Annotated in this window: 7 protein-coding genes and 1 CRISPR repeat array (1 of these 8 only partly in view); all 7 genes read left to right on the forward strand. The window is 36.1% G+C overall.

What is annotated here, in order from left to right; all coding sequences use genetic code 11:
* Positions 1 to 193: 193 nt before the first annotated feature.
* The 7 genes from AC4HCY_RS04715 to cas2 all read left to right on the forward strand — a co-directional run bounded on the left by AC4HCY_RS04715 (position 194) and on the right by cas2 (position 8,530).
* On the forward strand, positions 194 to 2,251 hold the full coding sequence (locus tag AC4HCY_RS04715; RefSeq protein WP_491095496.1) for a TM1802 family CRISPR-associated protein: 2,058 nt from the start codon (positions 194 to 196) through the stop codon (positions 2,249 to 2,251).
* A gap of 21 nt (positions 2,252 to 2,272) precedes the next feature.
* A complete protein-coding gene (locus AC4HCY_RS04720; RefSeq protein ID WP_323434000.1) occupies positions 2,273 to 3,328 on the forward strand; it encodes a type I CRISPR-associated protein Cas7 in 1,056 nt (351 codons plus the stop codon).
* A gap of 2 nt (positions 3,329 to 3,330) precedes the next feature.
* Positions 3,331 to 4,095, forward strand: coding sequence for a CRISPR-associated protein Cas5 (gene cas5 / locus AC4HCY_RS04725; RefSeq protein ID WP_323434001.1), 765 nt, complete (start codon positions 3,331 to 3,333; stop codon positions 4,093 to 4,095).
* A gap of 140 nt (positions 4,096 to 4,235) precedes the next feature.
* Positions 4,236 to 6,731 (forward strand): CRISPR-associated helicase Cas3', encoded by a 2,496-nt coding sequence (gene cas3, locus AC4HCY_RS04730; RefSeq protein ID WP_491095497.1) that lies wholly within the window; start codon positions 4,236 to 4,238, stop codon positions 6,729 to 6,731.
* Between the two features lie 21 nt (positions 6,732 to 6,752).
* On the forward strand, positions 6,753 to 7,253 hold the full coding sequence (gene cas4 / locus AC4HCY_RS04735) for a CRISPR-associated protein Cas4 (RefSeq protein ID WP_323434003.1): 501 nt from the start codon (positions 6,753 to 6,755) through the stop codon (positions 7,251 to 7,253).
* Positions 7,254 to 7,264: 11 nt separating this feature from the next.
* Positions 7,265 to 8,257, forward strand: a complete 993-nt coding sequence (gene cas1b, locus AC4HCY_RS04740) for a type I-B CRISPR-associated endonuclease Cas1b (protein ID WP_323434004.1) — start codon at positions 7,265 to 7,267, stop codon at positions 8,255 to 8,257.
* A 9-nt stretch (positions 8,258 to 8,266) separates the two neighbouring features.
* On the forward strand, positions 8,267 to 8,530 hold the full coding sequence (cas2, locus tag AC4HCY_RS04745; protein ID WP_323434005.1) for a CRISPR-associated endonuclease Cas2: 264 nt from the start codon (positions 8,267 to 8,269) through the stop codon (positions 8,528 to 8,530).
* Positions 8,531 to 8,759: 229 nt separating this feature from the next.
* Positions 8,760 to 16,718: direct repeats of the CRISPR family, unit length 30 nt; unit sequence GTTGCTAGAGTACCTATAAGGAATTGAAAC; it runs 1,741 nt beyond the window's last position.

Genomic DNA, 16,718 nt, shown 5'->3' on the forward strand with positions numbered 1-16,718 from the left:
AAACATATATTTCAAGTCCTTTGAGGCAGTATAGGTATGAATTATTCAAGGTATTTTTATTATATACAAAAAAATAAAAAAAGAAAAGTTCAGAATATATTGACTTATTGAATTTATTTGTCTATTATAGTTATAATAGATACGACGTTTATGTACATTATAAATCAAAATCATATTAAAGGTGGTGATAGTTGTGAGTCTACCGAGATTGACAACTCTATTAGCGGAGCAAATCAATGACGGGAGCAAAGGAGAATTTGACTCAATAATAAAAAACATCAAAAAAGTAAAAGAAAAAGAGGAACCATATGTAGTTTTTCTAGTATTTCATCTATGTATGGACAGCATTTATTTTGAGTTAGACAAAAAATTCAATGAAGAGGCTATCTATGATTACTACTATTTTGGGAATAATTCGGCAGCAGCATCCCAGTATTATCTGACCAGGGAAGCTAACTCGTTAAAGTATCTTTTGTCAAGCACATTCAGCGACTTAGGTAATACCCTCAAGAAGAACAATCTAGAGGATGGGGAGCTAGGACATATCATCAAAAATATGGAAGGCAGGGGAATGATAAAAATATCCGATAAAAAAGGAGGCGGAAGCGTAAATCTCAGCAAACTATCTATATTGACTAATGGCGAGATTGAGAGCATCAAGCTGGACGGAAAAGGAGATATAGAAATAGGGGATAAAAAGTATAGTGCGGATTCATTTATAAGGCTCTTTATTAAAGACGAAAATAAATCTAATAAGTTTGTGCTGATTGTGCCTAAGATTATATCAGAAAATGGAGAAGAAGTGATATTACCTAGGCATAAGGATTATTTAGAGTTAGTTAAGATAGAAAATAAGCTGGGAGAAATCGAAGGAGACAATCAAGGAGAAGAAAAGATCTGCTATATTTGTAAAAAAAGCAGTGTTGACGTAAGCAGCAGCTATTCAAAAAAATTTGATAGGACAGGTATAAATAAGATATTCACAACGACGACAATAAACACATCTCAATACTTAAGAAATTTCAATTATGATCACAACTATTCAATATGCAGCAAATGCTATCAAAAGTTAAAATCCGGAGAAAAAGTAGTTGCAGAGCAATTTAGAAGCAAAATAGCCGGAGAAGACGCCTTTATAATTCCTGAAGCAATGTTATCGAATTTTGATTACAAATACCTAAATTATTTAAAGAAATTTGTAGATTTATCATTTAGCAGCAAAGACACTGCTGCATGGGTTACAGAGATAGATTCGGAAGTGTTGGATAATGATATTAAACAGTATTGCGTTAACTTCATCATATATAGAACTGACGGAAATTCTGTAACCATTATGGAAACCATAGAAGATGTCCCTATGCTGAGGTTGGATTTAATAGCAAAATCGTTAGAAAGCAATAGTATTTTATTGGATTATAAAACATATAATGTATCTCTCGGCTATATCTACAGGTTAATCCCTGTAAGAGTAAACAATAAAGGTGAGCAGCTGGATATTGGAAGAGTTTTGTCCTTTTATAAAGCTGTCATGTCAGGTGAAAAAATCAGGCATAAGATATTGTTCGAATATGCATGTGAAGCTTTGGATAAAGGACTTAAGCAATTGGGCAAAGCGAGGATAGATAATTATTTTAATCTTGGTTTGGTCAATTATGCCAACGGATATGAAGATTTTTTCATAAAAAGGCTTATGATGTCTTATATCGTTTTGATAAAAACTTGTCAGGATTTAAATCTGATGGATAAAGAGACTTTAATTGGATTAGAAAAGGAGGATATTATGGATAACTTCAATACAAGCTCAGAAAAAGTTAATGCTTGGGTTGATAGGCTTGAATCATTTTTAGACAAGCAGGGCTTTGGTGAATCTCAAAGAGCCATGTTTTTTTTAGGAACTTTAATAAACCGTGTGGCTTTGGCTCAAGTGGAAAAGAAACATAAAACAAAGCCTATTTTGAAGAAAATACAAATGCAAGGCATGTCAGAAAAGGAAGTAATATGGCTCTATAATGATGTTTTAGAAAAATTAATTCAATATGAAAAAATGTCAATGTTTACGGAAGCTTTAATGAACAGATTTAACTATTATTATGGCTTATCACATAATTCTTGGAAATTAAGTGAACACGAAAATGTATTTTACATTATGGCTGGTTATTCATACTTAGTAGGTACAAAGCCTTTGGATATCACCAAAGGCGAAGAAGATGCACAAAAAGAGTTTTCCATGGATGAAGAAAAAACAGAATAATAAAGGGGAGGACGAATGATTATGATGTTAAATCAAAACAGTGACTTTTTGTATTTGTTTCAATCTACTTTATCAAATCCAAATGGAGATCCTGATCAGGAAAATAAACCGAGGATGGATTATGAAACCTCTACTATACTGGTAAGCGATGGCAGAAGAAAAAGGGATATAAGAGACTACCTAAAAAATAAAGGCTTCAAAATTTTTGTTGACACATTGGCAGATCAGAAGGTGCCTATGGATAAAATGTTTTACTTCATAAGAGATGCTTGGCTGGATGATAAGGGAAAGATGAATGTGTTATTTTCGGATAATCCTCAATTAAAGGAGCAATGGGAAAAGCTCTTTGGTAAAGATGAAAACTATAAGGATGCGTATCTCAAGAAAGAGGAACAGCTGAAAAAAAATAAAGATTTTACCAAATTCAATAATGAATTTTTAACAGAAATCATAAAAAGAGAACTGATCGATATACGCCTATTCGGAAGTGCTATGGCCGTCGGCGGAGTCAGCAAAACCTTTACGGGTCCTGTTCAAATCAACTGGGGATATTCCTTGCATCCGGTGGATTTTGTTAAATCTAGCACCATAACCTCCATAATGAATGAGGATAGCTCCACTTTTGGAAAGAAATATAAGCTTCATTATGCCTTGATAGCTCATTATGGTACCATCAATAAGTATAGTGCCAGACAAACGGGCATGTCCAAAGAAGACAGGGACCTATTCCGAAAGGCTATAGTGCAGTCTATAATGGCTAATCAGACGGACAGCAAGCAAGGGCAGGAACCATTATTATACTTAGAAATAGTATATAAACCGGATTTTGATGGGTATCTAGGGGATTTGAGAAGGTTTATAGATGCTAAGCCTCATAAAGAAGAAGCTATAAGAAGCATAAATGATATAACAGTAGATTTTGACAGGTTAAGGGAAACTGTGAAGGAAATGAACGGAAAGGGCTATATTGAAAAAATCGTGGGATGGAAACATCCTTTTGCCAAAGAAGAGCATTTAATAAATATGCCGGAATATGAAGAAATGGATTTATGGGCTCCAATTAAAATGGAGGGGTAAAAATGAAAATTATTTCATTGCATCTTAGGGGAAAGATGGCTCATTTCAGAAAATTTTACTCAAACTCATCTGCACTCTCCTACTTTATACCGCCAAGAACCACTATATGCGGCATAGCTGCAGGACTTCTGGGACTTGAAAGAGATAAGTATTATAATGAATTTTCCATCGATAAATTTAAAGTTGCCGTAGCTTGTCAAAAGCCTATAAAGAAAACAATGCAAAAGATGAATTATCTTATGATAAAATCTCCCAATGATCTGAATGGATCTCAGGAGAACCACAGCCAAACCCCCATGGAGCTGATAATTCCGCAAAATATTAGAGAAGGCTGCATTGACTATAAAATATGGATGACCCATAAAAATGAGAAACTTATGGCAGAACTGGAAGACATATTATACTGCAAAGGAGAAGCCTATTATAAAAGCGCAGGAGCTTGCATGGCATTGGGTACCGCCTTTAATTTGGGATGGATTGAAATTGAAGGCGTGCTTGAGGGCAAAGAAGTTGATTTAGAATCAGAGAAGCTGATTTCTTCATCTATTCCTGTAGAAAGAGTGAAAGAAATAAGAACGGAAAGTATGATTGGAAATAGACATAGGATAACAAAAGAAGAATTGCCCTTGGAATTTGATGAGGAAAGACGCATCACAGGAAGAGGACTTAAAGATATTTTGGTCAATATTGATGGTAAAGGCATTGCTGCTGTTATAGATTCTTTTGTATCTCTGGAGAATGGACAAAACATAGTGTGGATGGAATAATTAAAGGCATTGGAGCTATGATCTAAACGGTTCCAATGCCTTTAATTGAACGATACTTAAACACCCTTAGGCACCCGCCGCCTACAGAAGCAGGGGCCTTAGAGCGGGTTGGTTTAGTGATAAAGGAGTGAAGCAGATAGATGGAGTATTTAGCTCATCTGGATAAAGAGAAAGGCTATAAACAATTTTTAAAAGACCATTTAGAATCCGTAGGCAACCTTATAAGTATGCAAATACCACCTACGGTAGGTTTTGATAATATAGACAACAATATTATTAAGAAATTTAGCTATTATATGGGGTATATCCATGACATCGGCAAGTATAGCGATTATTTTCAAGAGTATTTAAAAAATGAAAAGAGCAGCCGCTTAAAAAATCATTCTCATATTTCTGCGTGTTTTTTGTATAACTTTTTGTGGAAAAAAGTACACTCATTTGAAATGGATGACAAAGATATGCGAATTATAGTCTTTCTCTATTATCTATGCTCTAGAAGGCACCATGATTCGTTAATAGTGGAAGCTGCACTATTTTCTAATAGCATGTTGGATGAAGTAAGGGCTTTGGAGAAGCACTTGACTGAAAAAGCAAAGGATATACTTAGGGATTTGCAGTTAGAAGAAGATATGAGCTTTGAGGAGTTTAGCAACTATTTCCGTGTTGATTTATTAGAAAAAAACAAAGCATATTTTGAATATATGCCAAGTAAATTTGGAAACGGAAAAATAAATGATATCAAGTGGTATTTTCTTCTCATTTACATATTCTCGCTTCTTATAGATATGGACAAGCTGGATTCTGCTTTAATAAAAATTGAAACGACCAAAAATATTACTCCCGATAGGGTCACAGATTATTTAAGGAAAAAGCATGGTAGTGATACTAAGTCCAATTTGGTTGAAAGAAGAGAAAGAGCAAGGAAAAGCATGGTACAAGCCATAGACAGTATGGTTGACGAAGATATTAAAAACGTGCATTTTTTCACTCTTACAGCTCCAACAGGCATTGGTAAAACTCTTTCTTCCCTGCAAAGTGTTCTCCATTTGCAAAAGAGGATAAAAGATACAGAGAATTATACACCGAAGATAATAGTCGCCATTCCCTTTATTAATATAATCGAACAAAATAAGATGGAATATGAGCATGTATTTGGTGAAGAGATAAAGATGGTTGTACACCATAGATTAGCCGATTTTTCATCGGTTGGGAGTTCGTTAGAAGAGATTCCGATAGATAAAGCGCTATTACGTACCGAAGCTTGGGAGGGCGATGTAATATTAACTACCTTTGTACAGCTTTTTCAATCAATTTTTACGGGGGAAAACAGACTCCTAAAGAAAATCAATAAACTTGCGGGAAGCATAGTCATACTGGATGAAGTCCAATCAATTCCCCAGGAGTATATGCCTTTGATCGGAGCAACACTGCGGATGATAGCAAAATATTATGGTACGAGATTTGTACTGATGACGGCTACACAGCCCAAGATACTTGAGTTTGGCAATCTCCTGCTCAATCGTGGCGATTATGAAACGGATGGGAGAAAAGAAATTCAGCTGCTTCCTGATCACAAATTTTACTTTGAGGGATTGCACAGGACAAAATTTGTACCAATTTTGGAAGAAAATTTGGATAATGATGGGTTTATTGAATTGCTCTTTGAAAAGTGGCCTTTTAATAAATCGTGTTTGATCGTTGTTAACACAATTAAAAGAAGCATAGAACTTTATAAAGATATAAAGAAAAAAATTGAAGAAGAAGAATTAAACATTCCGGTATACTACCTTTCAACCAACATATTACCCGTTATAAGAAGGCAAGTAATAAAAAAGGTAAGAGATTTACTGGATAATGATGAGCCTGTTGTTTTAGTTTCAACTCAGACCATTGAAGCTGGAGTGGATATGGACTTTGACATGGCCTTTAGGGATTTTGCTCCCTTGGACTCGCTGATACAAACAGCGGGGAGGGTTAACAGATCAGGGAAAAAAGGATGCCATTTGCCAGTCTATATAGTTGAATTAGGCAAGGACAATCAGTATGTATACGGTCTATCTCATAGAAAACATACGGAGCGGCTATTAAAAGATAAAGATGAAATATATGAATGTGATTATGGCAAGCTGGCGGAAGATTACTATGATTTGGCTTTAGAAGAAGGTGTAGATGATAAATCAAAAAATATATGGGAAGCCATGATAAAACTCAATTTTGATGATATTAAGGCGTTCAAGCTTATAGAAAATATTGAAGAGGTTTGTGATGTTTTCGTAGAAATAGATGAAGATGCCAGTGCTTTAGCAGACGCTTTTGAAAAGGTCTTCTCCTATGATGGAAAATCCGATTTTCATTATGATTTGTCCCATGCGTTAGGCGAAGATTATAAAGATAAGTATAGAGGAAAGCTTGGGGTATTTGAGGCAAGGGCGTTATTAAAATTAATAGAAGGCAGAATGAGCGATTACATTGTACAGATAAGAAGATCGAAGCTGCAAGGAAATAAACCGATAGAATTTAGCGCTAGGGGAGATGCTCAATGCTCATTATACTGGGTGCCTTTTCAAGAACTAGAATACTACTATGATGAAGATACTGGATTCATAGATAAAAGCGGTAAGGCTCATGTTTATTAAAAAAGCTATGGCGGTGATGGTATGGGTGAAATCAGCGTAAACGGTACTCTTGTTTGGTATTACTTTATTTGTGAAAGAGAAGTATGGCTTATGGCGCACAATGTTACACCTGATCAAGAGGATACAAATATAGATATAGGCAGGTTTGTGCATGAGAACTCCTATGGTAGAGAGAAAAAGGAAATTTCTGTGGGCAATATAAAGATAGATATAGTTGACAAAAAAGAAGGATATTTAATATTAGGAGAAATCAAAAAAAGTTCAAAGTATGACGAAAGCGCTAAAATGCAATTAGCCTATTATTTATTGGAATTAAAAAGGCTCGGTATAGAAAGCGTAGGAGTGCTTATGATTCCCAAGGAGAAAAAGAGGGAAGAAGTAAAATTGACTGATGACCTGATTGAAAGATTAGAAAGCATAGAAAAGCACATTCTTGCGATTTGCTACGAGCCTGTTCCAAGAGAACCTAAAAAAATCAATTTTTGCAAAAACTGTGCCTATAATGAATTTTGCTGGTCTTAGGAGGTGGAGAAATGAAAAAAACTATTTATATATTTAATGACGGAGAAATAAAGAGAAAGGATAACACTTTATGCTTTGAGAGCGAGACCGGTAAGAGATATATACCTATCGAGGATGTAAACGATATATTTGTTTTTGGGGAGGTGACAATTAACAAGAGTTTATTGGAATACATATCCCAAAAGGAAATATTGCTGCATTTCTTTAACTATTATGGGTATTATGTAGGGACTTATTATCCGAGAGAGCATTTGAACTCCGGTTATATGATATTAAAACAAGCGGAGAATTACATAGATGAGGCTAAAAGAATGGTTTTGGCATCAAGCTTTGTTGAGGGGAGCAGCAAAAACATTCTGAATGTCCTGAGATATTATAAAAACCGGGGAAAGGATTTGGAAGATTTAGAAGGAGCTATATTATCTCTGCAGGAGAAGATAGGCACGTGTAAAAACACGGAAGAACTGATGGGCATAGAAGGAAATATCAGGGATACTTATTATAAAGGATTTGATAAGATAATAGAAAATGACAAATTTACATTTGAGCAGAGGACGAGGCGCCCGCCCCAAAATTATCTGAATACCTTGATTAGCTTTGGAAATTCCATATTATATGTTTTGGTGTTATCTGAGATTTATAAGACACATCTGGACCCTAGAATTGGATATTTGCATACAACAAATTTCAGAAGATTTACTTTGAATCTCGATATTGCGGAGATATTTAAGCCGATTATAATTGATAGGATAATTTTCACTCTAATATCTAAAAAAATGATCAGTGAAAACGATTTTGAAAAAGATATGGGCGGCATACTTTTGAAAGAAAAGGGCAGAAAGCTATTTGTTCAGGAGTTTGATGATAAACTTGGGACTACTATACAACATAGAGAATTAGGCAGGCAAGTTTCTTACAGGAGATTGATACGTATGGAATTATATAAAATAGAAAAGCACTTGATGGGAGAAAAAGATTATAGCCCATATATTTCTAGGTGGTGATTTAATCGTATGTTTATTATACTTGTTTATGATATAGGTGAGAAAAGAGTTTCTAAAATATTGAAGACATGCAGAAAATATCTTTATTGGGTACAAAATTCTGTATTTGAAGGAGAAATTACCCCGGCAAATCTGGTGAAGTTAAAGACAGAATTGAGTAAAAAGATAAATGTCGAAGAAGATTCTGTTATCATATATAGCTTTAGGACAACAAAATATTCTGCTGTAGAGATAATGGGAGTCAAGAAAGGGGGACAGGACAATTTTTTGTAACGATAGAAGCATGAAAAAATAAATATGTAATAAACTGATGAAATAAATTGTCGTCGACCATAGATAATGCAAAAACTTATGGAGATCGACGACAATTTATTTTTTATACAGTAAGCATTTGATACCAAGTATTAGAGGCAATTATTAGAATAATTTGTAGCCTGAAATTAAAGCATTTATATATTTGACAGAAAGGCAGAGATTATAGTAATATCAAGGTGTATGATGGGTTGCTAGAGTACCTATAAGGAATTGAAACCGTGATTTCTTTGTGATGTGAATTAATTTTTAATCTGTTGCTAGAGTACCTATAAGGAATTGAAACTCAAATACTGTACCAAACCCTATATTGACCAATTTATGTTGCTAGAGTACCTATAAGGAATTGAAACCTGAAGAAGTGGCACTGAAGCAAGTTGAGATTGATGCGTTGCTAGAGTACCTATAAGGAATTGAAACAAGAATAAAGCAATTAGAAGGGCGCATATGTAAAGAATGTTGCTAGAGTACCTATAAGGAATTGAAACTCATGCATAACTGACGGATAAAGACTATTTACGTCAAAGTTGCTAGAGTACCTATAAGGAATTGAAACAGATATTTTGTTGCAGGTGTCCATTGAACAAGGCCAAAAGTTGCTAGAGTACCTATAAGGAATTGAAACTCCACCCCCCTTCTATTCCCACATTCAACATAAAAGAGGTTGCTAGAGTACCTATAAGGAATTGAAACCAGCACTAAACGCCCCGCCCGTCGTTGTCAAGGAAGTTGCTAGAGTACCTATAAGGAATTGAAACAAGCCTAATCCTGCTCCATAAGTATCCGGTAATACAACGTTGCTAGAGTACCTATAAGGAATTGAAACTGCATGCCTCTGAAAAGAAAGCAGGAGTAAAGACATTCGTTGCTAGAGTACCTATAAGGAATTGAAACGCATCTTCCAAGAGTCTCTCCATTTCATTTCTAGAAAAAGTTGCTAGAGTACCTATAAGGAATTGAAACTAAGTTCTTCAATTTTTATGTTTACATCGGTTTCAATGTTGCTAGAGTACCTATAAGGAATTGAAACAAGGTTCAAGATGTCTATAAAGAACACCCGCGTAATGTTGCTAGAGTACCTATAAGGAATTGAAACTGTTCTTGTATAGATGGACTTAAATAAATGTTCATTTGTTGCTAGAGTACCTATAAGGAATTGAAACCTTTTGTATAGAGACAAGCTACCGAAGTTTAATAAGTTGCTAGAGTACCTATAAGGAATTGAAACATAAGTTAAAAGTGAAAATGCCTGACTTCATGGGCGGGTTGCTAGAGTACCTATAAGGAATTGAAACTTGAGTTGTGGGCTTGTCCTATGCTTCGGGATAAAAGTTGCTAGAGTACCTATAAGGAATTGAAACTTAAAATAATTTACAATTTTACCGTTGCTAGTGTGAAAGTTGCTAGAGTACCTATAAGGAATTGAAACTACAGAAAATCCTCTTTGTATTGTCCTTCAAAGAAAAGTTGCTAGAGTACCTATAAGGAATTGAAACTTGTGTCGAACGAATAATAAAAAAAGTATTGCATATGTTGCTAGAGTACCTATAAGGAATTGAAACTACTGTGAAAAAAATACCGCAATACATTACCAACAAGGGTTGCTAGAGTACCTATAAGGAATTGAAACTGGAGTTTGCAAAGGGTTTGGAATGTTGTGGGTAAGTTGCTAGAGTACCTATAAGGAATTGAAACTCTTCGAGCCCTGTATACTGCATAAGCTCAACTTCAGTTGCTAGAGTACCTATAAGGAATTGAAACGGAGGTAGAAAAATGAACATGGAATTAATACTGAAGTTGCTAGAGTACCTATAAGGAATTGAAACAAGCGTGGCGAAATGGGTAGTGTACGATTAAACGAATTAGTTGCTAGAGTACCTATAAGGAATTGAAACGAGTTATATGGGATATTCAAATTCCAGTACAATGTGTAGTTGCTAGAGTACCTATAAGGAATTGAAACTCCATTGACAACAATCCAATACGGCTATACCATAAAACAGTTGCTAGAGTACCTATAAGGAATTGAAACTGCTCGCCGTTCTCGTCCTTTTGATATCCGGTATAAAGTTGCTAGAGTACCTATAAGGAATTGAAACTAAATTGCAGATGGGCGGCCTCAAGGCCGTTAATGCGCGTTGCTAGAGTACCTATAAGGAATTGAAACTATTTCAGACTCCGGACATTGCATCATGTGTGTGCTTGGTTGCTAGAGTACCTATAAGGAATTGAAACTTCAAATTCAAAACATACTGCAGGGATACAGCACTATAGTTGCTAGAGTACCTATAAGGAATTGAAACTAGTCTCCAGTATAACCGACTTATCTATATACATCGGAGTTGCTAGAGTACCTATAAGGAATTGAAACTCTCTATATCTGGAAATGTGCTGTCCAAAAGCCTTGCTGGTTGCTAGAGTACCTATAAGGAATTGAAACTGCTCTGATTCAACTGGTTCTTTTCAACTTCTAGACGTCGCTAGAGTACCTATAAGGAATTGAAACTTATCCACTCCTATCTGCTCCTTTCTCCCGTCAGCTTAGTTGCTAGAGTACCTATAAGGAATTGAAACTTGTGAATGACTTCCAGAGCTCCGCAATATGCTTCCACAGTTGCTAGAGTACCTATAAGGAATTGAAACATACCAATTGCCCATTACCTTCTTCATATATCGTGCTGTTGCTAGAGTACCTATAAGGAATTGAAACTTAGCAAGGAAAAAGCAAAAGAATTAAGGGATGGATTGTTGCTAGAGTACCTATAAGGAATTGAAACTTCCTGTATTTGGTGTGCCTAGTGATGGAGGTGGAAGAGTTGCTAGAGTACCTATAAGGAATTGAAACTCAGTATTAAGAACCTTTGCTTGGAGCTGCATGCCGGGTTGCTAGAGTACCTATAAGGAATTGAAACCTTTTTGTCCTCCGGATCTGCTTAGATACGGCAGCGCTGTTGCTAGAGTACCTATAAGGAATTGAAACTGATTTTCTCCATAGTTTGGGTATACAGTTTTTTCGTTGCTAGAGTACCTATAAGGAATTGAAACTAGCCTGATCAAAAGATTCGATATCATCAGCCTTAAGTTGCTAGAGTACCTATAAGGAATTGAAACATAAAGCAGGGTACAGTTAAACGTAAGGAAGATAAAGAGTTGCTAGAGTACCTATAAGGAATTGAAACCTTGAATCTAAGAAAATGAACAAAGACTCCTTAAGATGTTGCTAGAGTACCTATAAGGAATTGAAACGAAATATAAAAAGTCTAAAGGAAAAAATAAAAGAGGAGTTGCTAGAGTACCTATAAGGAATTGAAACTCAAACCCAATGAACACCTTTTCCGTTCTAAAATCAAGGTTGCTAGAGTACCTATAAGGAATTGAAACTTCTACAGGGAAGCCTGTATCCTCTAGCATTATTCGTTGCTAGAGTACCTATAAGGAATTGAAACTGGGGTAACAGAAAAGAAGGGCATACCAGTCGTAAGCAGGTTGCTAGAGTACCTATAAGGAATTGAAACATAAAGAAGGTGAAATTATGTTAAAGGACATCCAAGTTGCTAGAGTACCTATAAGGAATTGAAACTCACCTTTACATCTACATCTACATTGCCTAAATTATGTTGCTAGAGTACCTATAAGGAATTGAAACTTTTCATTGCACGACTTATAATCGTTGTTATGCGACGTTGCTAGAGTACCTATAAGGAATTGAAACGGGCTGAAAGTCTTCCCAATGTCATGTTCATCAACTGTTGCTAGAGTACCTATAAGGAATTGAAACACTTTCTTTGTAGCCTTGTTAAACAGTTTTTTAGAAAGTTGCTAGAGTACCTATAAGGAATTGAAACTCATGCTATCTATAGGCATAGCATTTATGAAGTTTCAGTTGCTAGAGTACCTATAAGGAATTGAAACCACTTTCAAGCATAGCATAAGAATTGTAACTATCTCTGTTGCTAGAGTACCTATAAGGAATTGAAACAAAACATCTTCGCTGTCTCTGAGTTGACCATAGTTATCCGTTGCTAGAGTACCTATAAGGAATTGAAACCCTCACTAATCATCTGCATAGCTTCTTTTATCACAGAGGTTGCTAGAGTACCTATAAGGAATTGAAACGGGATAAAAGGCTTCCTAGGCCTTACGTTTTCGACAGTTGCTAGAGTACCTATAAGGAATTGAAACTCCTGTAAAAAGCATGCTGTGTCCTCATCAACAGTTGAGTTGCTAGAGTACCTATAAGGAATTGAAACCTCCATACACTACATCATAGCCATCAAGCTCAATGGTTGCTAGAGTACCTATAAGGAATTGAAACCTCCATACACTACATCATAGCCATCAAGCTCAATGGTTGCTAGAGTACCTATAAGGAATTGAAACCCATCTATAGCGATTCCTACACCATTTATAAAGTGGTTGCTAGAGTACCTATAAGGAATTGAAACTTTTTTTTCACTTTCAGATATGTCTGTGAAATCAAAGTTGCTAGAGTACCTATAAGGAATTGAAACTATTATTTCCGAGTCTGAGGCTTTGGATTTGATACTGTTGCTAGAGTACCTATAAGGAATTGAAACATGTAAGGAATATCTTTTCCTTCATAACTAGAAAATACGTTGCTAGAGTACCTATAAGGAATTGAAACTTCCTCCTTTTTTTCCCGTTTCGTCCCATCGCAGGGACTGTTGCTAGAGTACCTATAAGGAATTGAAACTTAGGGGAATGTTCATTATTATCTCTTGCCATTTTTGTTGCTAGAGTACCTATAAGGAATTGAAACAGTATAGCTTCATTCATTTCATTTATATTGTCGCTAGTTGCTAGAGTACCTATAAGGAATTGAAACTAATCCATAGGGCTGATGCCTGCTATTTCATTAATTGGTTGCTAGAGTACCTATAAGGAATTGAAACATAAAATCTTCATATCGATAAGTTGCAGATTGTCCATTAGTTGCTAGAGTACCTATAAGGAATTGAAACCACCTGAAGTAGAAGCTGAACTAATAGCAGACCAGATAGTTGCTAGAGTACCTATAAGGAATTGAAACTACGCTGCAAGTGCGAAGAGAAAACTTCTACTTCATCGTTGCTAGAGTACCTATAAGGAATTGAAACTAGAATGGCTCAGAAATGAAGGATATTGCTTGGACTGGTTGCTAGAGTACCTATAAGGAATTGAAACAAGCTATGAATATCAGGAGGTGAAATAGATGGCCAAGTTGCTAGAGTACCTATAAGGAATTGAAACAGGGGGCGTCAAGATGAAGCGGTGGTATGGATTTGCAGGTTGCTAGAGTACCTATAAGGAATTGAAACAAGATGGCGGCTATGGCAGATGGGATATATTGAAAAAAGTTGCTAGAGTACCTATAAGGAATTGAAACATGGAAAGCCATATATAATGGGCATTGACTTGGCAAGTTGCTAGAGTACCTATAAGGAATTGAAACATTGATTCCAGGTATTTTTTTGTATAGCCACTCTATAAGTTGCTAGAGTACCTATAAGGAATTGAAACTAATGTCGGCATATATGGCACAGAGGATCATTGACGGTTGCTAGAGTACCTATAAGGAATTGAAACTAAATGTTCATGATATAATGTATCAAAATGAATAGGTTGCTAGAGTACCTATAAGGAATTGAAACTGAGCAATATTGTAGCTGAGCTGGCTGAATCCGGCAGTTGCTAGAGTACCTATAAGGAATTGAAACCAGATACATTTTGGAGTAAGCAATAATAAATTTGGTGGTTGCTAGAGTACCTATAAGGAATTGAAACAAAAGAAAGTAGAAGACTCATATTTTGCCAATAATATAGTTGCTAGAGTACCTATAAGGAATTGAAACTCTGCCGTATGCGACGCTTGATCATCTGCAAGCTGCTGCGTTGCTAGAGTACCTATAAGGAATTGAAACTACCATATGCAGTCAAAGCAGCTGCAAATGCAATAAGAGTTGCTAGAGTACCTATAAGGAATTGAAACGTGTACAAGCCAACAGGAACTATTCTTTCCTTATCAGTTGCTAGAGTACCTATAAGGAATTGAAACATTTCATGCATAATTACTTCCCAAATAGAGCATACTAAGTTGCTAGAGTACCTATAAGGAATTGAAACTTAAAAAATGCTAACCTTCCACTACCTGGGCTAAGTTGCTAGAGTACCTATAAGGAATTGAAACACTTGTTCTAAAAGTATAGTCCAGCTGCTAGGCTTTGTTGCTAGAGTACCTATAAGGAATTGAAACCCATCACTGCAGCCTATAAGGTCAAAAGGTGTGCCGTGTTGCTAGAGTACCTATAAGGAATTGAAACATTAAATATGTTTTTATATCAAATTTTTTCTTTCTAAGTTGCTAGAGTACCTATAAGGAATTGAAACTCGGGCCTAGGCAACAATGCAGAGATCGAGACAAACGAGTTGCTAGAGTACCTATAAGGAATTGAAACTATGAACCCCACAAGATGGATACTAAAGTGGGCTAAAGGTTGCTAGAGTACCTATAAGGAATTGAAACAGTATCAAATCCAAAGCCTCCGGCTCAGAAATAATAGTTGCTAGAGTACCTATAAGGAATTGAAACATTCTTACAAATGTTCCGATTGCGAGCATGCAATTGTCGTTGCTAGAGTACCTATAAGGAATTGAAACGACGAAAGGTTGAAAGAAGCCCGCAAGGCGCTAAAAGGTTGCTAGAGTACCTATAAGGAATTGAAACTCTGCATTGACACCTTTACTCCTCTCCTTCTCTTCGTTGCTAGAGTACCTATAAGGAATTGAAACGAGCATTTGACGGACAGGCTGCACCAGCAGCACCGGGTTGCTAGAGTACCTATAAGGAATTGAAACTCGTGAAAATGGTGGAAGCCTTGGAGATGTTGGTTATTGTTGCTAGAGTACCTATAAGGAATTGAAACAATGATGATTGATAAAATTCTAGATTGGCTTTTTTCGTTGCTAGAGTACCTATAAGGAATTGAAACTGTGGTGACATGTCTCACCCCTAAGTTTGAATGACCTCAGTTGCTAGAGTACCTATAAGGAATTGAAACAACATTCATCAGCATAAACATTAACTCTGTACTCTTTAGGTTGCTAGAGTACCTATAAGGAATTGAAACAATATCTGCCATCCCCCTGAGAGCTCAGGAAATCTCATGTTGCTAGAGTACCTATAAGGAATTGAAACCACAAACAGATCTATAGCACAATGGGACTACAGTGGTTGCTAGAGTACCTATAAGGAATTGAAACGTTTCTTCATCATTTTCTAAAGGTATGCACTTATGTTTGTTGCTAGAGTACCTATAAGGAATTGAAACAGGCTGGAAAGTGGAATCTTGAAGCAGTTGAGGGCGAAGTTGCTAGAGTACCTATAAGGAATTGAAACCCCGGTTTCTGCCATTTTGCTTGCTGTGATATAGTCGTTGCTAGAGTACCTATAAGGAATTGAAACTGCGGTCAATGTAATACAATCTTTGGCCGCTGGGGACGGTTGCTAGAGTACCTATAAGGAATTGAAACAGGACTATCCCAAGCCTTTGGTTGTTGCATGGGATGAAGGTTGCTAGAGTACCTATAAGGAATTGAAACCGGTTCCCGAATCAGCCGCTTTATTAAACAACTTCACAAGTTGCTAGAGTACCTATAAGGAATTGAAACATGGACTACCATAGACTATATGTACATTCTGCTTATGTTGCTAGAGTACCTATAAGGAATTGAAACAAGCAAATTCTTTTGGTATGCCGTCAGTGATTTCAACCGTTGCTAGAGTACCTATAAGGAATTGAAACCCTGTGACTACAAGAAGGGCTAATGCACATTTCAAAAGTTGCTAGAGTACCTATAAGGAATTGAAACACAGGCTAAAACAAGAATTCCCCGGAGCGGATGAAAATAGTTGCTAGAGTACCTATAAGGAATTGAAACCCATAGTGCGTCCATGTCTAATACTATGTCACCATATGTTGCTAGAGTACCTATAAGGAATTGAAACATATATAATCGCAAGCTTTTTGTGCCATGCTTGCTGGGTTGCTAGAGTACCTATAAGGAATTGAAACAAATCTTGAACATGTATAAGTCCGATCTCAGAAGCTCGTTGCTAGAGTACCTATAAGGAATTGAAACAGTCATTTGA

It is taken from the genome of Lutispora sp. QWL-02 (assembly GCF_058315355.1).